Genomic DNA, 22,440 nt, shown 5'->3' with positions numbered 1-22,440 from the left:
AAAAAAATGAAACACCATTCTGGCTACACAAGGAGAAAGTTCATGATTTCTCGCATGTCGAGGATGTTTGTAGTAAGCGCTCTTATTGCATTTTTTTGCCCAATCACTACGCAAAAAGTGTACGCACACGGCCCAAGCAAACATGCTACGAAAACTTATACTATCAAAGAAATTATCGTTGAAGGCAACAAAACGGTAAAACAAGAGCTTATTCTGAACAGTATTCCCTACCGCGTTAACGATGTTTTTGATGCTCAAAAAAGTGAACTTGCCATCAATAACCTCTACGCCCTGGGCCACTTCAGAAAAATAAAGCTGGAGGGCGAAGAAATTGATAGTGAATCAATGGTTTTGATTGTTACTGTTGAAGAAAAGAAGCTTTTAGAAGATTTGCACATCAAAGGCAATAAAAAGCTTGAAACAAAAAAAATTAAAGAAAAAATCGATAGCGCAAAAATAACTGCCATCGATGAAGAAACGCTCAAAGGAATCTGCGAACAAATTAAAAAAATGTATGTTGAAGAACATAAGCACTTTGTAACTATCGAAACCAAACTGACACCCAACGAAAAAAATCCTAATAAAATGACGGCAGAGCTGACTATTCACGAAGGCCCTACCTCATCAGTTAAGTTTGTTAACTTTAAAGGTAACGACAAAATAGCTGCTAACCGACTCAATAAACCATTATTCACGCGAGAAAACTGGCTCTTGGGCTTTATGGACCAAGCGGGAAGTTATAGCGAAGAGCAACTCGATGCCGACAAGCACCGTATTGAATATTTCTATCGCGATCATGGTTATCTAACTGCAAAAGTAACGAAAACCGACGTCGACTTCTCACCAAATAAACGGGATGTTTCGATTACCTTTAATATCAGCGAAGGCGACTTGTTTACGGTAAGCTCAGTAAGCGCACATGGCGATGAAGTATTTTCAGACGATGAGTTAAAGCCTTACATAGACATTAAAGAGGGCGAACCATTTTCTCAATCAAAATTGATAAAAACGATTGGAAAGCTGCGCGAGCTATGGGGAGAAAAGGGCTATATTTTTGCTGACGTCTATCCACAAGTTAAGCCAAATGAAGATACCAAAGAAGTTGCTATTGTTTTCAACGTTGACCGCGGCAAACAAATGTATGTTAATCGCATAGAAATTACCGGTAACCATGCTACACGAGACAAGGTTATTCGCCGCCAATTGGACCTTGTTGAAGGCGAAATGATTACGTCTAAAAAATTAACGCGCTCAAAAGCAAGCGTTGAATACTTAAGCTTTTTTGAACGCGATGGCGTAAACTGGAAAATTCACCGCATCACCGACGAATTAGCAGATCTTGAAATGAACGTACGCGAAGCAAAAACCGGTAGCTTTAACTTCCAAATGAGTTACGGTACCGACCGCTTTAACCCACGCCCATCGCTGCGCGGCATGTTGGTTCTTGAAAAAAGCAACTTGTTTGGACTTGGTTGGGAAGTTGGCGGCTTAGTGCAAGCAAGCAGACGACGTTTTCAAAAATTTGAATTGCGTTTTATAGATCCCTATCTTTTTGATTCCAATATTTCTGGGGCGTTTTACTTTTATAAACGTTGGGACGAATACGAACAATGGCGCAGCCTTAACCGTTCACCGGTCCAAATTGTAACCGGCGGACATACACGGTTTGGCTTCAGAATGCCACAAATTGACAAGCGCCTGCAGCTCTTGCTGGATATTGGTATAGAAAATATTCGCAACAAAAACAAAATTACCACTACTGACGCAACGTTTGCGCCTATCGTAAACCGTTCTTTCCAAGAAGGAACGCTCAATTGGTTAGGCCTTGATTTGATCAAAGACACGCGTAATCATCAGATTTATCCAAACGAAGGGTACAAGCTTACTATCACCACCAAAACAGCGCTCCCTGGTTTAAATGACGAATTTGCATTCTTAAAGGGTGAAGCTCACGCCAGCTGTTACACAGCACTGATTGGCAAAGATACCTTAGTACTGGGCACACAAATGCGCTTAAGTGCCGTTCGCTCACTAGGCGGCCACACAAAACTTACACCATACAAAGAATTGTTCCACATGGGCGGTCAAAACACCATTCGTGGTCACGTATTTGGTGGCGCAGGCCCAGCATGGAAAGAAGCTGGCGACACTTCAGAAGGTAGTCCTTTAGGCGCACAAAATGCCTTCTTGTTTAGCACAGAGCTTATTTTTCCTCTTATCCCAGACTATTCAATGAAAGCACATTTCTTTTACGACGCTGGTTGCGGTTGGGACACCCCAAAAAACGACATTCCTGATACGTCCTACATCAAGCGCGACAAGTTTCAGCCTCGCCATTCAGTTGGCTTTGGTTTGAATTTGGTTAACCCATTCCCTGCAAAGATCGACTGGGGCTTCAAGCTTGATCGCAAAAAGAGTCAAAATGAATCGGCACATGAATTTCATTTGACGATGAACTATGCCTGGTAAAAATTCCTGATCTAAAACTAAAAAAAGCCCCGAAATTCGGGGCTTTTTTTACAACTAATTTCTTATTTTTTAGACAAAATAAAGGCTTCGGTCACATTAGGCATTTGCTTCATATGAAAATAAAGCGCCGTCTTACTGCTGTAAATACCGGCAAAAAGATCGAGTTGATAAAGATTATCGGTAAACGCACCACCCGTGTCAGCCAATACCCCTAAACGAATTTCTCGCTTGCCAGTAAGCGTGTTTGTGTAATTAATGGCAATTAGCTTACCTAACCCAATTGTTTTTATATCTCCAGCAAAAACAACATTAGCTCGATAATTAAATTTTTTAATATATTTTGGCGCGGCTTGTGCATCAGCTTCTTGAAAAAACCAATAGGTTTGGTTTTTGCCGCTTCGCTTAAGCTTCTTTTGATAGCGTATTTTATTATTTTTATGAATCATAAACACACGCTGACGGCCATCTGGCATATGTGCCACAATAGTTCCCTGCATCATGGCTTCACTCACAGCTTTTTTGGTAAACCAAACAAGAGGCTTAACAACATCTTTATATTCATCAGCTTCCAATGCTCCTGCAAAAATTTCATGTTTTGAGCAGGGTGGTATAGCCTCACTGGTCAAACCATACAATGCATGCGTATGCTCTTTAGTTTTTACATAACTACCCGAAAAGTTATAAATGGCATAATGTGTTAATCTAATTTTACCATCAACTTCGTGCGTAAAATTCTTCTTTCCGTCTAACATAAAATAGTCGCCATCTTGCTTAGCCCCACCGGCATCGCCAGACCACCGATGAAAAGAAAAATTTTTATTCAAAAATTTAGGGTCACACACTCTAAACACACCCTTTTTTTTATCCTGCTCAATAAGCTGCACAAGATAACTCAAGGTTTCTTGTGCTTTTTTGGCCGATGCAACATGACTGGCAAAGGCAGGCGAACCAAACAACTTAGCATGTGTAATCGCATACTTTTCCATATACGTCAGTGTATCTTGAGCAGCCCTTTGCAATGAAATTGGATCAGTAAGCACCGTAACTCTACCAACTAATGGTTCGGCAACAGGAGCAAAGGACTTTTTAATTACCTGTGCAAGCGTATCTTGTCCTGGAACATGATCAAAACGCTTAATTACCTGGGGCTTGTCGATACAAAAACCGTGTACTGAAACGGGTACACTGGCCGCCCCCAAACTTACCATGAGCCAAATTAATCCATGCAGCATAACCAACCCCTTGTAAAATTTTACTTAATTATAAGCCTATCTAACTAAATTATAGCCAAATAGTAAATAATTTAGTCAAGTGTTAAGAATTATCCCGAAAAAGAACGCTAGAAGATAGGCTTTTTGCTTGCTTGTTTTTTGTTCAAAAAAAAGCGGCCAGTACGCCAACATAGAAAATTCATAACAAATATTGCATAATAAGCGCCCAATTTTATACGATTGCGGGTATAGTATGAGAGTAGTAGCACAAAAACACCCCAAGGAAGCCCCATGCCCAAAGACGCCACCATTGCTGGTTTTGTCATTAAAAAGTTCTTACCTTCTCAACCAAAAATATCTTTACTTACGGCACCTTTGGGCAAAATAAGCATTTTTGTTAACAATAAAGCCTCTTGCGAAAAACTCTGGCCCGGCATGCTGGTCTCTCTCACCGTCCAAGCGCGAGGCGAACATGCCTACAGTACCAACAATGTTACCATCTTGGCACTGCCGTCAATCGCTTCAAACGATGACATCACCTGGGTTCACCATCTTTTGGAGCTTTGTTACTACATTATTCCGCTCCAAAGCCCTGCCGAAAATAACTTTATGCATTTGGCACATTATTTGTCAGTGCTTGATTATAAAGAGCTTTTTCAGAATGATTTATCACTCCTAAAAATGCTGTGCATTTTGCACTTGCTGCACACAACAGGCAACACCGACGAAAAAATTTTACGCAACGCTCAGCTTTTAGAAATAATCAGTATCTTACCAAACCTCCTGGCACATGAATCTAAACAAGGATTAAAACAAACTTTAGCATTGTTTGATTCAAACGATCTAGGTAACATAACTAACAGTATAAAAAATTATCTTCGTACGCATCCCTGTTTTAATTTATTTAAAACAATAAAATTTATGTATTTGAGTTAAAAAAAAGGAAAACCATGCGCGCAAAAATTATTGTTCTTTCGCTTTTGTTTATCTTTTTGGACACGCCACTTTGTCCAATGATGAATTTTTTTACGCCACAAAAACAAACGCGCCTTCCTTTTTTAACGGAAAAAGACGCCAAAAAAAAACAACACAAAAAAGTTAGTACAGAACTTGAAGAATTTAAAAAAGCCAACAATGAAAAAAACAAGAAAATAGCACAGTCAATTGATGCTATTACCAAAGATATGGCCGAACTTGAAAAACAAAAAGCAACGCCACAATCGCCCGAATTTTTAAGTTATATCAATAAAAAAATGGATGTTTTTGCCAATCAAAAACAACATCTTATTCTTATTCAAAACACCTTAAAAAATATTGAGGAAACGTACGAAAAGAATATTCAAGTACTTGAAAAAACACTCCAATTTTTGCAAACACCTCGCGCACAAGGACTTAAAACGGTTTATTCGTGGCAAGAGCTGCGCACTGCACAAAAACAAGCAGCCGACACATGGCAAGAAATAACCGAAGAAGAAAAAAAGAAAGAAGATTCTAATAAGCTCAAAAACAAAGAACGCGAACTCATTACTTCGCTCAAAAAGCAAGTTGAAATTAATATAAAAGAACGCGACAAGGTGGTTGCCGAAGCAAAAGTTGGCGACAAAAAAGATTCTTTAGTTATTCCAATTCAGGACACCGAAGATTTATATAATCAAGAAAACAACCTTCTTGAAGAAAAAATCAGCCTCACCGAAAACAAAATAAAGCTTATTGAACAAGAAGTTCGGCTCAAAGAAAATGAAATAGACCTTCTTAAACATCAGCATATCAAACAAAAAGAAACACTGGCCATTATTGAAGATTTGCTGGTTTTAACACTCAGTGACGTCGATTTTGCAAAAAAAGAATTTGATGAAGCGCAACAGAAAGAGCGTAAAGAGCGCGACGAGCTCGACAAAAAAATCAAACCAAAAGAAACAGAAAAAGGGCGCCTAAGTATTCAGCAAGACACCTTCAGACGCAAACTCAATAGTTTTCCCGATGACAAAAAAGATACCCTTAATTATTACCTTACTGAAAGCGAATCACACCGCATTAACACGCAGTATGCGGTTTTAGAAAAAGACATAAAACTTCTGGAAGGCAAAAAGTTGCTAGCAGCCCAAGCAACACAGCTCAAGGATCTGCAATATCAACTGGTCGATATTCGCTATAAGCTTTCTACACAAAAGCTTGATCTTGATGAGTTTTTAAACAAATATTTAAATCTAAAAAATGTTGCTGCTCAAACATTGGAAGAATACAAAAAAGAGCGGGAAAAGATTAGCATTAAACAACTCGATGTTGGCCGCAAAAAAGAAGTTTTAAAGCTTGAAAAAAATAAGCTTCTTGAAAAAAAAGACACGCTTTTCAAAGACCAAGCGCTTGCGCTCCAAACAATAATCAAACGCCTGGCAGTAATTAAACAACTTCTTAAACAGCAAGTTGATTTAAGCAATGAGTATCTCGTTGTTGTTTCTGCATTAATTGGCAGACAAGAAGACATCAACCATCAATACGCTCTGATTATTGAAACTATTGAACGACGCAAAAATTATGAAGGTTTATGGAAAGTCTCACCAAAAGCAATTTCGTTTGAAGATTTTAAGCGCTCGTTACTTGAAGCAGAAAATTTTTTCAAAGAATTTTTCTGGGACACGCCGCAATATCTTGGACCTTCCGTTTTGCTTGCTGCCATAAAAACAATAAATTTTTATGATATTTTGGCACTCTTCTTCTTTTTGTTTTTCTTTCTATTTATTTACGCATGTCTTAAAATTATTTTGCAGTTCATGCTCAAGCGTGCCACTATTCGCTTAACTGGCGATCGCAAAAACATAGGCTTTCTCTCGCTCAATATTGCCATCTCGCTCATCAAGTTTGGCTTGGAGCATTTGGGCCTTATTTTTGGTTGGCTCTTTATTTATGTGCATATTATTTTTGATTTTAAATTCATTTTTTCTACCATAAGCTTTTTTGCAAAACCATACTATATCTCAATGTTTTACTTACTCACCATCCCTATTTTTGTTTATTTGTCACGCGAGCTTTTAGTCAGCTTAAAAGAGCTCAACCGCCGCCTCAGCTTCTTTTTCTTTGCCGAAAAATTACAAGACCGCTTCTTGCTCCTCATCACATTTGTTTGTTATTCAACAGCAACGCTGTTACCACTCAGACGCGCGTTTTTAAGTTATTATCCAGACCAACCAACCATCTTTCCAGCCGTGCTTATTGGTGCTTACTCACTTGTTTTAGTTATTACTGTCCTACTTTTTTTTAGTAAAGAAGACGTATTACGCCTTATTCCAGAGCGATATACCTTCTTGATTTGGATCAAACAACAAATTGACGCGCACTACTATCCAGTATTTTTCTTTATCATGAGCTTGCTCATTTTGTCTAACCCGTACATTGGTTATTCCAACTTGGCATGGTTCTTGGCCTTTGTAGTCCCTTCAACAGCACTCCTGATTTCGGCCTTATTTATTACGCACTACTACATTCGTAAGTACTCGGTCTTCTTGTTTATGAAAGAAGAAGAAGAAGAAATTATCGACAAATTTGAACATGCCAAAACATATTACGGCTTCGTCGTAATTTTCAGCTTTCTAACACTAACTATCGTAACCTTCATTTTAGTTGCACGGATTTGGGGCTTTGCCTACGCACCTGCAGACCTATGGCGCCTCTTTTCTTCCGAGTTGGTAATCCCAGTTGGCGCCGAACATAAACTCGGACTGGTACAACTTGTTGAACTCATTTTGTTTATTGTTGGCGGCTTTGTTGCCTCATCACTCTTGCACAAATTTGTTTTAAACAAATTATTCGACATTTTACGAACTGAACCAGGTGCTCAAAACACCTACTCGCGCATTTTGCACTATGCAATTATTTTGTCAGCATCGGTGCTTGGCTTTATGTTTATCCATCTTGAAAACATGTTTTGGTACGTTGGTACATTACTCTCGGTTGCTGCTGGTTTTGCAGTAAAAGACTTGGCTGCCGACTACATTGCAGGCTTTTTGGTGCTCATCGAACGACCTATTGAAATTGGCAACTTTATCATGCTTGATGATAATGAAAAGGCCCGAGGTACCGTACACAAAATTGATGCACGTACCACAACGGTTGTTAATATTCACAATCATTCCATGATTATTCCGAACAAAGATTTAATTGCTAAAAAAGTAGATAACTGGAGCAAAGGGCGCTTTGCCACCGGCTTTGATATTAAAATACGCGTTGACTACAAATCTGACCCCGACCTCACCAAAAATATTATTACCGAAGTTATTCAAAGCAACCCAACAATATTGCGCGTTCCACGCTTAATTGTTCGCTTGGAAGATTTTGAAGAGAGTGCATTATACTTTCTAGCCCGTGCGTTTATTAGCACACGCCGCGTGAAGGAACAGTGGACTATTGCCAGCACCATTCGTGAAGAAATTTTTAAGGCTTTCAAAGAAAAAGGCATTCACTTTGCCTTTCCACAACGCGTTTTGCATATGGAAGAAAAGAAGTTTCACTCATTTGATCAGTCTCCACCATCTCCTTCAAGCCCTATTCAATTTAAATTTGATTCTCAATGATCTGAGAATTTCGTAAATAAGGAGTAGTAATGAAGAAGATTTTGGCACTAAGTGTGGTGCTATTGGCTAGCTTTTCTTTGGAAGGCAAAAACCGAGGGTTAGAAAACAAAGGGAATACCTGCTTTCTCAACACCGCCCTACAACCATTGTCACACTTAAGACCTTTTAATGAATGGCTTGCAAAAAATATTACAGCCTATCAACCAGGATCATTGGCTCAACAATACGTCAATCTTGTTGAAGAGTTAAGAAAACCTGATACGTCTGCAGTGGATCCAGAATCATTTACAGAAAATTCCAAAACAACCCTGGGGTTGAATGCTGGATATAATCAAGAAGATACTGAAGAGTTTTTCACGAAATTTATTGATAACATCAATAGCAACAATCAATACACCAACAACTTGCAAACAACTCTAGCACATGCAGGAGCGCTACCATTCGTCATTGAACAATTCATTGAATACCTCAGAATCAATCCCTACGACATAAAAAAAATCAACTCCCGCTTAAAAAACAGTAATAAATTTCAAGATACATCCCAATTCACTGCAAAGCAAAAAAAAAATACCTATAAACTTCTTGCAAGCAATGCACCAATCTGGACCAGTCTTGAAAAAGATATTTCTAAACTACAAGACCTTGTAAGCTCTTTTCCACTGCTGACCATAACAACATGGCACCACAAGGACAAAAAACTACACTCAACGACCAAGCACGAAAGTACAAAATTTTTGCAACTTCCCATCAGAAATCCCGGAGGTACTAATTACGACTCTCTCCAGCAATGCCTCGATGAATACCTATCAGTCGAAAAAATGGACGGTCACAATCAGTGGTATTGCTCACAATGCATCTCATACATTGATGCAGAGAAAAAAATAAGCTTTCAAAGTCCACCACATAACCTTATATTCTCTTACCAAAGATCATTTTGGAGTTTCTCAACAGGAGCAATAAAACTTAACAACATCATTGAAGCTCCTTTGTCATTACAACTCCAAGAAGAACACGCTCTTGAATCGCCAATCACCTACAATCTCGTCGGTTTTGGATATCATCACGGCGGCCCAGGAGGTGGACACTACTACGCCTACTGCTTTGATGGCAAAGACTGGTACTGTTACAACGATAGCTCAGTCAGCGGACCAATAACCAACATTGAATCGATACTTAACACACAAGGAACCTACACACTTTATTATGAAATTGATATAAGTGACGAAAAGAGATTACCACTTAAACAACAACCAGGGAAAGTTTTTTCATTTAAATTTTTTGCACCAACTTCAACTAGCACCACACCGCCAAGTACCACTCCTCCCTCAAAGACTCCTCCTTCAACCATCACCCCCCCACCTTCAAAAACCACACCACCAAAACCACCAAAGCCATCAACGCCCCCCAAAAAAAATAGAGGCTTAATTAATGTTGGTAACACGCGCTTTTTAAATGCTTCAGTACAAGCGCTTTCGCATTTAACGTACTTTAACGAGTGGCTTGAAAGAAATAAGAACGCATACCCACCTAAATCCCTTTGGAAGCAGTATTACGACATAACACAAGATCTTGGAAAGCCTATCTCAGATGCTATTAATCCAAATAAATTTGCCGAAGCATGTAGAAAAATTTTAAAGCTTAATGAAAATAACATTCAAGAGGATGCTGAAGAATTTATTAGCAAATTTTTTGGCAGAATAATGGAAACTAATCGTTACAAAGGATCTATAGAAACAATATTAAAAAAGAAAAAAATTATAGAAAAACCATTTTTTACAACGCTTTTCTACTCACCCCTCAATCTACCCGATTTTAAATTTGACACGCAAGACGAAGAAATTTGGGATACTATACACAGCAGCGTAAAACCCTTTCAAGAAATCATATTCTCTTTCCCAATCTTGCAAAGCACCATCAAAGATGAACACACATCAAAAATCAGTGCACCAAAATATGAACCGGCAACAATTATTTCTCTGCCAGTTAAAAATCAATCAGGGCAAAAATTAAAAACTTTAGCAAATTGTCTAACAGAATTCTTTGCCACAGAATATATTGATGACAAAGACACGAGTGGTACAAGTATTAAACTTGAAAAAACAACAAGCTTCTTATCATCGGGAAAAAATCTTATTTTCGCTTTTAAAAAATATGAATGGACAGGCACAACTATCAAAAAAATTAATACGGCAATTAACGTACCACTCACGCTACAAATTGGTACAGAAATTGGTGTCTCAACACCAATCACCTACAACTTAGTTGCTTTCATTTGCCATCGCGGAGGGGCCGGTGGTGGCGAGTACCGCGCGTACGGTTGCCTGGACGGCACCAATTGGTTCAAGTACCACGACGAAAAAGTCACTGGGCCTATTGCAGATATTCAAAAGATAGTGAACGGCAAAGAAACCTACCTGCTTTTTTATGAAATTAACGAAAAATACATAGACAAGTTACCAACGCCTGCGCCACTCAAGGGCGGCATGAGCCAACTCAAACGCGCGCTTGCCACACTCAAAACAAAATTAGTAGATTTGACACAGGAATTAGCAAAATTAGCTTAATAATTACAGGAGATTAATGTATGAGTATCGCGAAAGATATGTCCAAAGGCACACGCTTTTTCTGGGCCATTTTTAAAACATTTTTTTCAAACCCCAACTACCTTATTTTGCCGTTTCTCACAAGTTTGTGGGCTACCGGCCTTGTGTGGGGGCTAGAAAATACCATTGGATGGAGCTCTATCAGAACTGCACTGCGCGTTGGTATGGACCACGGCTTTGCCAATCTCAGCCCTGTTGAGTGGCTGGGCATGATTGGCTGGTGTTTATTTTTTGGCGCAATAATTAGCGCAACGCTTTTGGCGCTACAACAAAGTTTATGGTACACGAGTGAATATCTTTTTGGGGCAGTACAAGAACAGCGTTTATCGTCGTTGCCACTTTTTGCAGCGTGCACTTTTATTGTTGGCTCGATTATTTTTTTCAGATGGAGCCTTGGATTTCGTAATTTCTCTCCATTAATTGTTATTGTTGCTGTTTGGATTGATATGTTATTTTTTAAGAAAAGAAACACCAACAACATGCTGCACTACGCCCGCAAACTCAAACTTTCAGTTGTGTGGCAAATAACAGTACCCATTCTCTTTGCTGCTTTTTTCGTAATTTTTTTGCTTGGCAGCTTTTGGGCACTAACACATATTCCTCGCTTCATACCAAAAGAATATGATTATTGCTCGTTCGTTTTTCTATTTACGTTTTGGTTTGGAACTCTTTTTTGCTTTTGGCATATACAGATTATTGCACTCAAAAGTTTGTCTGAAGGCAAAGCAATGCAATCGTTTTTAATGGATTTGATTAGAGATTAAGAAACAAAACACTCAAACCAGCCTAGCCAAATGATTCATAACTTATAAATCATTAAAAAAGGCGGGCCTGCCAGCCGGAGCTAGGAGCAAAGCGAAAGCGTAGGCTGGTGGAGGCGATGGGAGTCGAACCCATGTCCGCAGCACTCGGAATTTTAAGCACCACATGCGTCTCTCCTGATTATACTCTTACGCCCCCTCTGGAGCATAGTTAAGCGTAAAAGCCAGTTTAGTGTACAATTGCGTTACGAAACTAAAAAATCTTACGCAAGGGTTCTATCTTTTTAATACGAGTGAATCTTACTGATAGACACGCTCGATCCACAAGACTTTTACTTAGTAACTAAGCAAAAGCGACAACATTAGATGTTGCACTTATTGGTTTTTGGATGTTTTTTAACGAGCTCACATACAAAACTCGGCATGCACTCAAAACACAAAATACCACGTCGAGACCGTTACGCCCCCACGTTTTTGTTTTTCAAAGAACTAAGTAATGATACTTATTCAAAAATTGTATCCTGTTGCTCAGGCAAAGTCAAAAAAACAGCTCTTTTTAAATATATTTTCAAAAATTGCTTGATGCTGAAAACGGGCAAAGGGAGAAGTTACCCACTGAACTTTGAGAAACTGATCACAGATGGATCGAGTATTCAACAAATCATTGGTTGGTTGGCCAAGCGCAACAAACTTGCCATTACGCTCAGGCAATAAACTTGTTTCACAAACTTTTAAGCGCCAATTTTCATAGCAACCATCGCCAACGTGCACAAGGCCAAAACAGTCAAAGGGCAAACCTTGGCCTTCAGAAGCCGACGTAAACGTAAAAATGGGGGCATAGTTGTTAATGAGAAAGCCACGAGAATCATAACGATCAATACCAGAGACAACATGCTGCCAATGATAAGGACCATTTGGATAAGCCCCTTTATCAAGAACTTTTAGTACATCGCGCGCATCTTCAAAAAGCATTTTACAGCCAAACGACTGATCTTGATGGCCGCGGAAAAATGCTTTTAAATTATTCTTTTTTAAATAAATATGCGCAGCGCTAACGTCAGCAGTAACACCAAATTGGGTCCCACGCGCGCCAGCTTGCCAACCAGCAGGTGCTTGCCACATCGAAAACTCTTGCACAAAATCACTCCACTGAAAACCTTCTTGTTTGCTCGAAATTGTGGTAAAAATTTTGTCTGATCGTAAAAAAGAGTTTACATCATAAAAATCATTACCAGCGTCGTTGAGCGCAATGCCAGCATGGCAGCACTGCACAAACTCATAACCAGCGCTCAAAAACAAAGCGAACGGCAAAAAGTGATATAAATTCAAAATTTTCTTACCAACCTCGCCGTGCTCGAATCTTTTCTTTTCGGCCTGGTCTTCAAACTTATTGCACACCTCACCCAGCTGTTTTTTAGCACCCCACCCCAAAAAGCCAAAACGTTCACTAATGCCACACGTTTCGTGGTTACCACGAACCAAGTGCACCTTGTTCCAATTTGCCAACTTGAGCTGCATCAATGTATACCACACTTCAGCGCCATAGCGCCCACGGTCTACAAAATCACCCAAAAAGATCAGATAAACGTCATCGTTCAATGTAAAGTTATCGTTAAGATAACCAGCTACTACCAAACGCCAAATATTACGCAAAAGTGAATGAATGCTACCGTGATAATCGCCCATAAAACAGACGTTGCTCTGGGCAGGGATAACTAACTTTTGAATATATGCATGCTCAAACTCATGTGAGTGATCAAGGGTAACATCAAAAAGGCTGTCTTGTGGTGCATTGCCACCAAGCCACAAATCTTGCTGTTGAAGCTCTTTTTGACTGGCTGTAACAAACTCATGCATTTTTTGTTTGAATTGTTTCGCAGTCAGTGGCGTTTGGTAAATTTTTGCCAAATTCGCACCGGGGGCCATTGCCTCCCGCTGGCAGGAATGATCGTACTCTGGGAGCTTTTCAAAGCAGGCAGTAGACCACTGAGTAAGTGTTGAATACTGGTCAACCGCGCTGACCTGAAGATAAGAAAAACTGAGCACTAGCAAAAATAACAACTTTTTCATAACCATCCTTTTATACAAAAAAGAGCGAAAAATAGGGCCTTTTTTGCATTTATACTGAAAATATGCTTAACTTACACTTTACCAGCTTCTCATTAAGAAAACAAAGGCCCATGAGCAAAAGAACCCCATTCAAAGAAAACTTCTTCAAAAATCAGCGACAAGAACCTCGCAAGAAAAAAGAATTTGGTCAGCATTTTTTGCGCAAAAATTCTACGGTAGACAACATGATCAGCGCCGTAAAGGTAACGCCAGAAACAACCGTTCTTGAAATTGGTTGCGGCGATGGCTTTTTAACGCACGCTATTTTGGAGCAAACACGCTGCAAAAAATTGATCTGTTATGAAATTGACCCTGAATGGATTGAAGTGGTGCGCAAAAAAATTAGCGACCCGCGCCTTGAGATCAGGCACAAAAATTTTCTTGAAATCACACAAGAAGAATTTCAAATAGAAGCGCCATGGGTAGTTCTTGCAAACGTGCCCTACCAAATTACCTTTCCCATATTTTTTACCTTCGTAAAACATAAGCAGTTTATTAACGAAGGCGTTGTTATGATTCAGGAAGAGGTTGCTCAAAAAATTGTTGCCAAGCAAGGCCGAGGCTACAACCCCACTAGCTTGCTACTGCAACACCACTTTGAAGTCGCTTTGATGGAAAAGGTTGAACCAGAAGCATTCACGCCACCGCCAAAAGTTCACTCACGTCTTTTGTACTTCAAACCAAAGGCAGCGGTAACCCCAATCTTGAACGAAGAAGCGTTTTGGAAATTTGCCAAGCTCTGCTTTGCTTCACCACGTCGCACGCTGGCAAACAATTTAAAACAAGCTCATTATGCGCTTGAAAAGTTTGACGAAGCCACACTCAAGTTACGCGCTCAACAAATTTCTTTTGTTGAATTACTTGAAATTTGGCAACGCTTGCAAAGCTAAAGAGCCCGTGCGCCACGCTGAGTCTTGTTGTTATTAAGCCAAGCAATGGTATTGTTGTGCAGCACCGGCAAACCAACCGCTTGATACTCAAGCATTTTGGTGGGACGTGAAACCCAATTGATCACATCGTGCTCCCTAAAAAGCAGGCCAAAATCGGCTGCTGCTAAATAGCGGTAAAGTTGTGTTGCGCCAACTGAAAGTACTACAAAATGGTTAACCGGTACTTGCGACTTTAGCAACTCTTTTCTAAAGATTTCATGATCCCCCGAAAGCACTAACAAAAAACTCTTTGCGTCAGTGCGCAACTGTTCGGTAAAAAACTGCACGGTCTGCGGTGCACATTGCCACGGCTTAAATGAACCGCTGTAGCAATACACAACCGCATCGTCAGGAATACCTAGCTGATGGCGTACATCGCGGCGCCATTGCGCAACGGTGTGTTGATCTAAAACGTGCGGAATATCTTTTGACGCAATCAGTATTTTTTCAGGATCTGCCTGAAAACGGTCGACCAAATAATCTTTGAGTGCTGGACTTACCGCCTCAATCATAATTTTTTCAAAACCTAATTTTTTACCAAAAACAGCACGCTCAACACTGTCTAAACGTGCATACATAAATTTGTAAAATAAGCGCTTTAAGAAAGAACTTTTTTTAAACGAACGATCATAGCGATACTCTTCAGCGCACAACCCCCGCGCCTGCACGGTAACATTGGGCACTGCCAACTCAGCGTGCTGTTCTTTTTGTCGTCTCATAATTGTACGCATCGCCTGCATCATCACAAAACCAGACAAGGGCCCGCGCGCAATAATTTCGTCAGGTTGTACTACGTTTAAAAGTTTTCCAAATTGGTAAGCCGCAAACCGCAAACCAACTTTACCCACAAATGGCAACCGCCGGCTCAGCACAAAGTGCAAGCGGTCATGCGCAGGAATAATCGTTATTAATTCTTGATTAGAAGGGCGCTTATGCTCAAACGAAACAAGCGTAATGTGCATCTGATGATCAGCTTCAAGCAATCGCATTAAAGGATGTAGTACCTGACTTTGAAAAACCGAGTTCTTAATGCCATCGTACATGACAAAAACTAAGTTTTTTGCAGCCTCTTGCTTCATAGTTATCCTTTTTATTTTCAAATAAAGCTCAATCGTCTACTCTAATGCCACGAGTTTATGAATCAGATGCGGCACCCCAAAACTATGCCAGGGATATTAGTTTATGAAATTTATAAAATTATTCGAAGAGATTAGTATAAAAGACCTCAATAGTGTTGGAGGAAAGAATGCTTCGCTTGGTGAAATGATCCAAAGCTTGACCACAAAAGGGGTCCAAGTCCCTTCAGGTTTTGCCATAACGGCCAATGCCTACCGCCACTTACTTTCAGCAAACAATATTGAAGCCCCGTTAAAAAATTTACTCGCACAACTGAATAAAAATAATCTCGAAGCATTTGCGCAACTGGGCAAACAAATTCGTACACTCATTGCACAGGCTCCACTCCCTCAAGATCTTGCAACCGAAATATCCCAAGCCTACCAAACACTTGCCAAACGCTATCCCGCACCCTGCGATGTTGCCGTACGATCATCGGCAACTGCAGAAGATTTACCCGCCAATTCTTTTGCCGGCCAGCAAGAAACGTATTTAAATGTTCGCGGCGAGCAAGAGTTACTTGAAGCATGCAGCAAAGCGTATGCGTCGCTGTTTACCGATCGGGCTATGTCGTATCGCATGGACCACGGCTTTGACCACATGGACGTTGCACTTTCGATTGGCGTACAAAAAATGGTCCGCTCAGACAAAGGCAGCGCTGGCGTTATTTTTACCCTGGACACCGAAAGTGGTTTTAGAGACGTTATTTATATCAGCGCGTCGTACGGCCTTGGTGAAATGGTAGTACAAGGCAGCGTGAACCCTGACGAATTTTATGTGCATAAACCAACGCTCAAACAAGGCTTTAAGCCCATTTTAAAAAAGCGATTGGGCAGTAAGCAACAAAAACTTATTTATGCCGACCATGGGCAACAAACTGCTAAAGTTGAAGTACCAGCAAACGAACGCGAGCAGTTTTGTTTAACCAACGACGAAGTACTTTTCTTAGCACAACAAGCCGCCCTCATTGAAGATCATTATTCTGAACAACGCGGCATGTGGTCACCAATGGATATTGAGTGGGCAAAAGACGGTCTTGATGGCAAACTTTATATTGTACAAGCACGCCCAGAAACCGTTTATTCCCAAAAACAGCAGCAATCGTTTTTTGAAGAATACGTGCTTGATAAAGCAAAAATTTCTAAAGAAAAAATTATTGTGCAAGGCAAAAGCGTGGGACGCAAAATTGCCGTTGGCAAAGCACGCATTATTAAAAATATCAAAGCAATGCACGAGCTACAGCCGGGTGATATTTTGGTGACCGACATGACCGACCCCGACTGGGAACCAATCATGAAAATTGCTGCCGGCATTGTTACCAACCGCGGAGGCCGCACTTGCCACGCTGCTATCATTAGCCGTGAGCTGGGCATACCGGCAATTGTTGGCGCAGAAGACGCAACAACGCGCATTACTGATGGCCAAGAAATTACACTGGACTGCGCCAACGGCGAAGTTGGTTCGGTATACGTCGGACACTTCGACTTTGAAATTAAAAAAATTGAGACCAGCCATCTAAAAAATCCACCCGTTAGTTTAATGATGAATGTAGGCAATCCAGACGAAGTATTTAATTTGGTGCACATTCCCAACGCAGGCGTTGGCTTGGCACGGTTGGAATTTATTATTAACAACGCGCTCCAAATTCATCCCATGGCGCTGGTACAGCCAGAAAAGGTTTCTGACGAGCACGACCGGGCTTTAATTGCTCAACTTACGGCCGGCTATGACGATAAGAAACAATATTTTATCGACAAACTTGCTCAAGAAGCTGGGACCATTGCTGCTGCTTTTTACCCAAAACCGGTTATCATTCGCATGTCAGATTTTAAAAGCAATGAATACCGAAAACTGATTGCCGGCAAAGACTTTGAACCAGAAGAAGAAAATCCGATGCTGGGCTTTCGTGGGGCTTCACGCTATTACCACGCAAAATACCAAGAAGGCTTTGCATTGGAATGTGCTGCTATGAAAAAAATACGCAACGATATGGGCCTGGTCAACGTTAAACTCATGCTACCATTTGTCCGCACCGTTGACGAAGCACAAAAGGCGCTGGCAGAAATGAAGCGGCACGGCTTGGAACAAGGCACCAATGGGCTTGAGTTTTACATGATGGTCGAGATCCCTTCAAACGTTTTACTCATTGACCACTTTGCCAAGCTTTTTGACGGCTTTTCCATTGGTTCTAACGACCTTACACAAATGACACTGGGCGTTGACCGCGATTCTGGCTTAGTTGCTGCCATTTTTGACGAACGCAATGAAGCTGTCAAAATGATGTTAACTATGGCAATTCAAGGCGCCAAGCGAGCGAACAAAAAAATTGGTATTTGCGGACAAGCACCTTCAGACTATCCTGAATTTGCCCAATTTTTGGTTGACCAAGGAATCGATTCTATCTCGCTTAACCCAGACAGCGTGTTGAAAGAAATGATGCTGCTCAACAAAGCTTGATTAAACAGCAAAGAGCGGCTGTTTGCACAGCCGCTCTTAGTCACTATTATCGATGTAAAAATTCTTAAATATCCCAAGCATTGATAATATTTTTTACTGGATTGATGGTCTTATTTCCTATTGCTACTACTTTTGCTGGATATGGATCATTCAAATAAAGTCGATACAAAGTACCGTTCATGTCAATCGTAAAATAAAGCAAGATTTTTTGATATTTGTCACCCTGACTTGTGCTGGCAAGACGATTTTCTTTTTCCAGTAACGATATCAAATCTGGATCGTCTTGCAACGTTACCTGTTGGTCTTTATTTTGCTGAATCCAGTCGAGAGAAAAACCAAGCCTATCGGCACTATAAGAACCAACTGGCTGAACACCTTGGCTCCAGTTACTTTCTGCATCAGTGAAAAATTGTTTATTTTCGCCAGCTAACACAATAAAGTTGGCAACCTTTTTAGACAATCGCGTGTTGATCAGATTCCACAAATCTCCCAAAGCAAATTTTGCACCAGGTTGTAGCTTTTGACCTGCAACGTTCATTGGAATCTTGTTGCGAACGACAGCACCTGCTGGCGAGGCACTCAAAAAATGACCACAACTGGCCACAAAAAAACAAGCAAACAATAGATGCAACCAAAGTCTCATTATCTTCATTTATATTCCCCCTCAAACATACTATTCCCTTTTCGCCCCTCTCCATTGCTTCAATGGTAATAGAATTGAATAAGTAGAAGCAATATTTTTATTAAGCTGGCCTAGAATGCATTCTTTTACTTGCACATGTGCCATTTTCATACTAGCCTTTAGAATTAGGGCACTTTGCCATTATTGGGGTACATTATGACAACAACAACGCTATTTATTTCTTTTGTTTCTGGTCTTTTAGTGGGGCTTACCTATGCCTATCTTTTTGTTGCCCAGCTCCAAAAGATATTTCAAACAAAGCCTAACAAAGCCGCTTCTCGCTTTTTTTTACAACCTTTAGTATTGTTTGTTGCAAGATTTTTTATACTAATACTTATTGTGTCGGTCCTTTATTTTTGGTTGCAGGTTAATTTGCCGGTTTTTCTTGCTGGCTTTGGTATCAGTTTTTGGTTCTACACGCTCAAGAAAACAAAGGTTCTTTCGTGAATATTAATCTTTTTAAGTATAAAGAAATTGCCCCCTTTAAATTTTTGGGCCTTGAAGGCTCATTTTGGCATGTTCATTTGGACACGCTCATATATACCTGGATTGCCATGGGCATCTTGTTTACCTTGGCGCTGGTAGGAAAAAATCTTTTAAAACGCAATCCAACCTTAGTGTCATTGGCTTATGAAAAAGCAATTGGCTTTTTTATTGATTTAACCAAAGAATCGTTTGGTAAATTTATGTACCACCATTTTGCTTTTATCACGTCACTTTTTCTCTTTACCCTTTTTTGCAGCTCTACCAGCTTGATACCATTTTTAGATGAGTCAACAAACGATTTAAATACCACACTTGCCCTGGGACTTACCAGTTTTGTGTATGTTCAGTTTTATAAAATTAAATTTAAGGGTTTACGACACTACTTAAAAGAGTTCATACAGCCAATCTTCTTTTTGGCGCCCATCAACGTGGTAGGTGAATTGGCAAAAATTGCCTCAATGTCATTTCGACTGTTTGGTAATATTTTGGGCGGCAGCATTATTTTTAGCATGATCATGCAATTTGTTGGCAACAAACTAAAATTTCATTTTATTGGCTTGACCATAATTATAATAATCCTGGCTGTTATTGCACAAAAACTTCCCGCATTGGGCAAAAATGACCGATTCGTACGCTTAAGCAAAATTCTCTACATAACGCTCTTTGCCCTGGTAGGAGTACAAATGTTTTTTGGCTTTTTTGAAGGACTCATACAATCATTTGTTCTTACCATGCTCACTGCAACATATCTCTCAATGGGCATAACCGACCCAGACGCACAACAAATACAAGAACCAGAAGAAAGTGATTACCATGCTTCCTAATTTTCTTCATTATTTTTCAGCCATTTTAGCTCTTGGGTTAGCAACTATTGGCGGCGGCTTGGGACAGGGCTTTGCTGGCATGAGCGCACTCCAGGCAATGGAGCGCCAAGAACTAGGCAGAGATAATACGTTTAAAGCAATGCTGATTGGTTTAGCGCTCATTGAAAGCGGCATTGTTATTGCACTCGTTATGTCACTACTCATGCTTTTGGGCGCACCAAAAGACATGACACTGGAGGTTGGTTTGTCTGAACTTGGTATTGGTCTTGCCATTGGCTTGGCAGCCCTTTCAACCAGCCTTGCCTCAAGTTTTGTAGTACGCGCTGCCACGCAAGGCATTGGTCGCCAACCTTTTTTTGCTCAAAAAATCATAACGCTCATGCTCTTATGCCAATCGATTATTGAAGCTCCAGTACTGTTTTCGTTTATTATTTCGTTACTCATTAAAACGAATATGCACGAAGGCATGGTTATTATTGACGGTATTAAAAACTTGGGCGCAGGCTTGGTTATTGGTATTGCCAGCATTGGGCCTTCAATTGGCCAAGCAATTTTTTGCCAAGCAGCATGCACAGCAGTGAGCACCAACAAAAATGCTTATAACAAAATTTTCCCCTTCGCACTCTTTGGACAAGCTTTTATTGAAACACCCATTATTTTTTGCCTACTACTGGCTCTCATGTTTCTTTTTTATGTACCAACGCGCGGTCTTGAATTTATGCCACAAGGTCCGGTCATTTTAACCGCCGCGCTCACGCTGGGACTTGGTTCATTAGGCACCGGGGCCGGTATTGGCCTTGCGGCTTCAAAAAGCTGCCAACAAATTGCACAAGAACCAAACAACTACCCACTCATGATAAAACTTACCCTTCTTACGAGCACATTTATTGAATCGTCGGTCATTTATGCCATGATTGTTTCATTTTTGCTGATCTTAAAAATAAGCGCCTAAAACGCTTTTGAAAGAAAGTAATGAAGAATACGCAACCACTTCACGTGGTCTATATTGTCACCAAACTTGAACTTGGTGGCGCACAAAAAGTTTGCTTGTCTCTGGCGCACGGCATCAACAACAGCAATTATTCCACCAGCCTCATCTCAGGCGACCAAGGTCCGCTTGTATCGCACGCAAAACAGCTCAACAATACTTTTCTCTTAGATTCTTTTAAACGCGAGGTTGGGCTAAAATCGTTGCTCAATGAAGGTAAAAATTTTAAACGGATTATTGGCATTTTACGCAACCTAAAAAAAAAATATCCAAACATCGCCGTACACACTCACAGCACTAAAGCAGGTATTATTGGCCGCTGGGCAGCTTTTTTTGCTGGCATCAAAACGCGCATCCACACCGTACACGGCTTTGGTTTTAATGATTATCAACCAAAACTACGCTGGTTTTTTATTTATGCGCTTGAATGGATAACGGCGCTGATTACCACACACTTTATTTGTGTTTCTAACAAAGATCGAGAGGAAGGCTGCAAACGCTTACCCGGTTTTAACAACAAAAGTTCAATTATCAGAGCCGCAGTTGAATATAAAAAATTTTATATACCTGCACGCAGCCTTGCTCGCATGCAACCCTTTCGCATTGGAACTATTTCCTGTTTTAAGCCACAAAAAAATCTTTTTGATCTTCTTAAAGCATTTCAACTCGCCACAACCTTAGCCACAAAACACACGCTTGAGCTGGAAATTATTGGCGATGGCGCGTTACGTAAAGAACTAACAAACTGGATTATCCAAAACAACATGCAAAACTCAGTGCGCCTTCTTGGCTGGCAACACGACGTAAGGCCATGGTTAACCTCATGGGATATTTTTGCACTCAGTTCTTTGTGGGAAGGCTTACCTTGCAGCGTTGTTGAAGCACGCTTAAGCAAGATACCCGTTGTTGCCTACAACGTTGGTGGCATTCATGAAATTATTAATGATGACGTTAATGGCTATTTAGTTGAACCAGGCAACTGGGAAAAATTAGGCAAAATTATTGCCACAATTGCCAACGATACAACGCTCTACCAACGCCTTAGTCAGCATCAAGACAGCCTAACAGATTTTGATACAACAGCCATGCTTGAGCACCACAAAGCTCTTTATCGCCAGCTATTTAATTAAAAAAATAACTCCTATTAAGCAACATATTGCCATTTTTTTTAAACATTTTTTTCACTTAGTTGAAAAAAATTTATACTTTTTTTTTGACTTTTCAAAATTCGGTCTGA

15 protein-coding genes and 1 other RNA gene are annotated in these 22,440 nt (G+C 40.3%); 11 read left to right on the top strand and 5 right to left on the bottom strand.

Features of this window, described 5'->3' with window-relative positions; translation table 11 throughout:
* Positions 1–42: 42 nt before the first annotated feature.
* Positions 43–2,469 (top strand): outer membrane protein assembly factor BamA, encoded by a 2,427-nt coding sequence (bamA, locus tag K2W90_02175; protein ID MBY0353148.1) that lies wholly within the window; start codon positions 43–45, stop codon positions 2,467–2,469.
* 62 nt (positions 2,470–2,531) lie between these two features.
* On the opposite strand, the gene K2W90_02170 is transcribed toward bamA, so the two are convergent.
* On the bottom strand, positions 2,532–3,701 hold the full coding sequence (locus K2W90_02170) for a hypothetical protein (protein MBY0353147.1): 1,170 nt from the start codon (positions 3,699–3,701) through the stop codon (positions 2,532–2,534).
* 270 nt (positions 3,702–3,971) lie between these two features.
* Between K2W90_02170 and K2W90_02165 the strand changes: the two genes are divergently transcribed.
* From K2W90_02165 to K2W90_02150, 4 genes are read left to right on the top strand one after another with little or no spacing between them, the layout of a single operon-like run.
* Positions 3,972–4,616: a hypothetical protein gene (locus tag K2W90_02165; GenBank protein MBY0353146.1), complete on the top strand. Its 645-nt coding sequence runs from the start codon at positions 3,972–3,974 to the stop codon at positions 4,614–4,616.
* 14 nt (positions 4,617–4,630) lie between these two features.
* Positions 4,631–8,248 (top strand): mechanosensitive ion channel, encoded by a 3,618-nt coding sequence (locus tag K2W90_02160; GenBank protein ID MBY0353145.1) that lies wholly within the window; start codon positions 4,631–4,633, stop codon positions 8,246–8,248.
* A 29-nt stretch (positions 8,249–8,277) separates the two neighbouring features.
* Positions 8,278–10,812 (top strand): ubiquitin carboxyl-terminal hydrolase, encoded by a 2,535-nt coding sequence (locus K2W90_02155; protein MBY0353144.1) that lies wholly within the window; start codon positions 8,278–8,280, stop codon positions 10,810–10,812.
* Positions 10,813–10,832: 20 nt separating this feature from the next.
* Positions 10,833–11,615, top strand: a complete 783-nt coding sequence (locus tag K2W90_02150) for a hypothetical protein (protein ID MBY0353143.1) — start codon at positions 10,833–10,835, stop codon at positions 11,613–11,615.
* Positions 11,616–11,720: 105 nt separating this feature from the next.
* On the opposite strand, the gene ssrA is transcribed toward K2W90_02150, so the two are convergent.
* Together ssrA and K2W90_02140 are read right to left on the bottom strand one after the other, a co-directional pair.
* Positions 11,721–12,080, bottom strand: a transfer-messenger RNA (tmRNA) gene (gene ssrA, locus K2W90_02145).
* 60 nt (positions 12,081–12,140) lie between these two features.
* Positions 12,141–13,682 (bottom strand): serine/threonine protein phosphatase, encoded by a 1,542-nt coding sequence (locus tag K2W90_02140; GenBank protein ID MBY0353142.1) that lies wholly within the window; start codon positions 13,680–13,682, stop codon positions 12,141–12,143.
* A gap of 110 nt (positions 13,683–13,792) precedes the next feature.
* Here K2W90_02140 and rsmA point away from each other — a divergent pair, with 110 nt between their 5' ends.
* Positions 13,793–14,611, top strand: coding sequence for a 16S rRNA (adenine(1518)-N(6)/adenine(1519)-N(6))-dimethyltransferase RsmA (gene rsmA / locus K2W90_02135; protein ID MBY0353141.1), 819 nt, complete (start codon positions 13,793–13,795; stop codon positions 14,609–14,611).
* Here rsmA and K2W90_02130 read toward each other — a convergent pair.
* Positions 14,608–15,729: a hypothetical protein gene (locus K2W90_02130; protein MBY0353140.1), complete on the bottom strand. Its 1,122-nt coding sequence runs from the start codon at positions 15,727–15,729 to the stop codon at positions 14,608–14,610. The genes rsmA and K2W90_02130 overlap by 4 nt on opposite strands.
* Before the next feature lie 103 nt (positions 15,730–15,832).
* On the opposite strand from K2W90_02130, the gene ppsA reads away from it, so the two are divergent.
* Positions 15,833–18,223 carry a phosphoenolpyruvate synthase gene (ppsA, locus tag K2W90_02125; GenBank protein MBY0353139.1) on the top strand — a complete coding sequence of 797 codons (2,391 nt, stop codon included), beginning with the start codon at positions 15,833–15,835 and terminating at the stop codon, positions 18,221–18,223.
* Between the two features lie 64 nt (positions 18,224–18,287).
* Here ppsA and K2W90_02120 read toward each other — a convergent pair whose 3' ends face one another.
* Complete coding sequence (locus K2W90_02120) at positions 18,288–18,875, bottom strand: hypothetical protein (protein ID MBY0353138.1); 588 nt, start codon at positions 18,873–18,875, stop codon at positions 18,288–18,290.
* A gap of 186 nt (positions 18,876–19,061) precedes the next feature.
* Between K2W90_02120 and K2W90_02115 the strand changes: the two genes are divergently transcribed.
* From K2W90_02115 to K2W90_02100, 4 genes are read left to right on the top strand one after another with little or no spacing between them, the layout of a single operon-like run.
* The gene (locus tag K2W90_02115; GenBank protein ID MBY0353137.1) at positions 19,062–19,352 is read left to right on the top strand and encodes a hypothetical protein; all 291 of its coding nucleotides are present in this window, start codon (positions 19,062–19,064) and stop codon (positions 19,350–19,352) included.
* A complete protein-coding gene (locus tag K2W90_02110; GenBank protein MBY0353136.1) occupies positions 19,349–20,215 on the top strand; it encodes a F0F1 ATP synthase subunit A in 867 nt (288 codons plus the stop codon). The genes K2W90_02115 and K2W90_02110 overlap by 4 nt, the downstream gene beginning before the upstream one ends.
* Complete coding sequence (locus K2W90_02105) at positions 20,205–21,167, top strand: ATP synthase F0 subunit C (GenBank protein ID MBY0353135.1); 963 nt, start codon at positions 20,205–20,207, stop codon at positions 21,165–21,167. Before K2W90_02110 ends, K2W90_02105 begins: the two co-directional genes overlap by 11 nt.
* A 20-nt stretch (positions 21,168–21,187) precedes the next feature.
* The gene (locus K2W90_02100) at positions 21,188–22,333 is read left to right on the top strand and encodes a glycosyltransferase (GenBank protein MBY0353134.1); all 1,146 of its coding nucleotides are present in this window, start codon (positions 21,188–21,190) and stop codon (positions 22,331–22,333) included.
* Positions 22,334–22,440 lie beyond the last annotated feature (107 nt).

The organism is Candidatus Babeliales bacterium (genome assembly GCA_019749895.1).
In the GTDB taxonomy this organism is placed as follows: domain Bacteria; phylum Babelota; class Babeliae; order Babelales; family RVW-14; genus AaIE-18.
The sequence above is the reverse complement of the archived record's forward strand: the minus strand, read 5'-3'. Positions and strand labels throughout refer to the sequence as shown.

What these genes read in the sequence shown, in the direction of transcription:
- K2W90_02115 (MBY0353137.1), top strand. Translation starts at nt 19,062, where the DNA reads ATGACAACAACAACGCTATTTATTTCTTTTGTTTCTGGTCTTTTAGTG.
- K2W90_02140 (MBY0353142.1), bottom strand. Translation starts at nt 13,682, where the DNA reads ATGAAAAAGTTGTTATTTTTGCTAGTGCTCAGTTTTTCTTATCTTCAG.
- ppsA (MBY0353139.1), top strand. Translation starts at nt 15,833, where the DNA reads ATGAAATTTATAAAATTATTCGAAGAGATTAGTATAAAAGACCTCAAT.
- K2W90_02165 (MBY0353146.1), top strand. Translation starts at nt 3,972, where the DNA reads ATGCCCAAAGACGCCACCATTGCTGGTTTTGTCATTAAAAAGTTCTTA.
- K2W90_02130 (MBY0353140.1), bottom strand. Translation starts at nt 15,729, where the DNA reads ATGAAGCAAGAGGCTGCAAAAAACTTAGTTTTTGTCATGTACGATGGC.
- rsmA (MBY0353141.1), top strand. Translation starts at nt 13,793, where the DNA reads ATGAGCAAAAGAACCCCATTCAAAGAAAACTTCTTCAAAAATCAGCGA.
- K2W90_02155 (MBY0353144.1), top strand. Translation starts at nt 8,278, where the DNA reads ATGAAGAAGATTTTGGCACTAAGTGTGGTGCTATTGGCTAGCTTTTCT.
- K2W90_02150 (MBY0353143.1), top strand. Translation starts at nt 10,833, where the DNA reads ATGAGTATCGCGAAAGATATGTCCAAAGGCACACGCTTTTTCTGGGCC.
- K2W90_02120 (MBY0353138.1), bottom strand. Translation starts at nt 18,875, where the DNA reads ATGAAGATAATGAGACTTTGGTTGCATCTATTGTTTGCTTGTTTTTTT.
- K2W90_02170 (MBY0353147.1), bottom strand. Translation starts at nt 3,701, where the DNA reads ATGCTGCATGGATTAATTTGGCTCATGGTAAGTTTGGGGGCGGCCAGT.
- bamA (MBY0353148.1), top strand. Translation starts at nt 43, where the DNA reads ATGATTTCTCGCATGTCGAGGATGTTTGTAGTAAGCGCTCTTATTGCA.
- K2W90_02160 (MBY0353145.1), top strand. Translation starts at nt 4,631, where the DNA reads ATGCGCGCAAAAATTATTGTTCTTTCGCTTTTGTTTATCTTTTTGGAC.
- K2W90_02105 (MBY0353135.1), top strand. Translation starts at nt 20,205, where the DNA reads ATGCTTCCTAATTTTCTTCATTATTTTTCAGCCATTTTAGCTCTTGGG.
- K2W90_02100 (MBY0353134.1), top strand. Translation starts at nt 21,188, where the DNA reads ATGAAGAATACGCAACCACTTCACGTGGTCTATATTGTCACCAAACTT.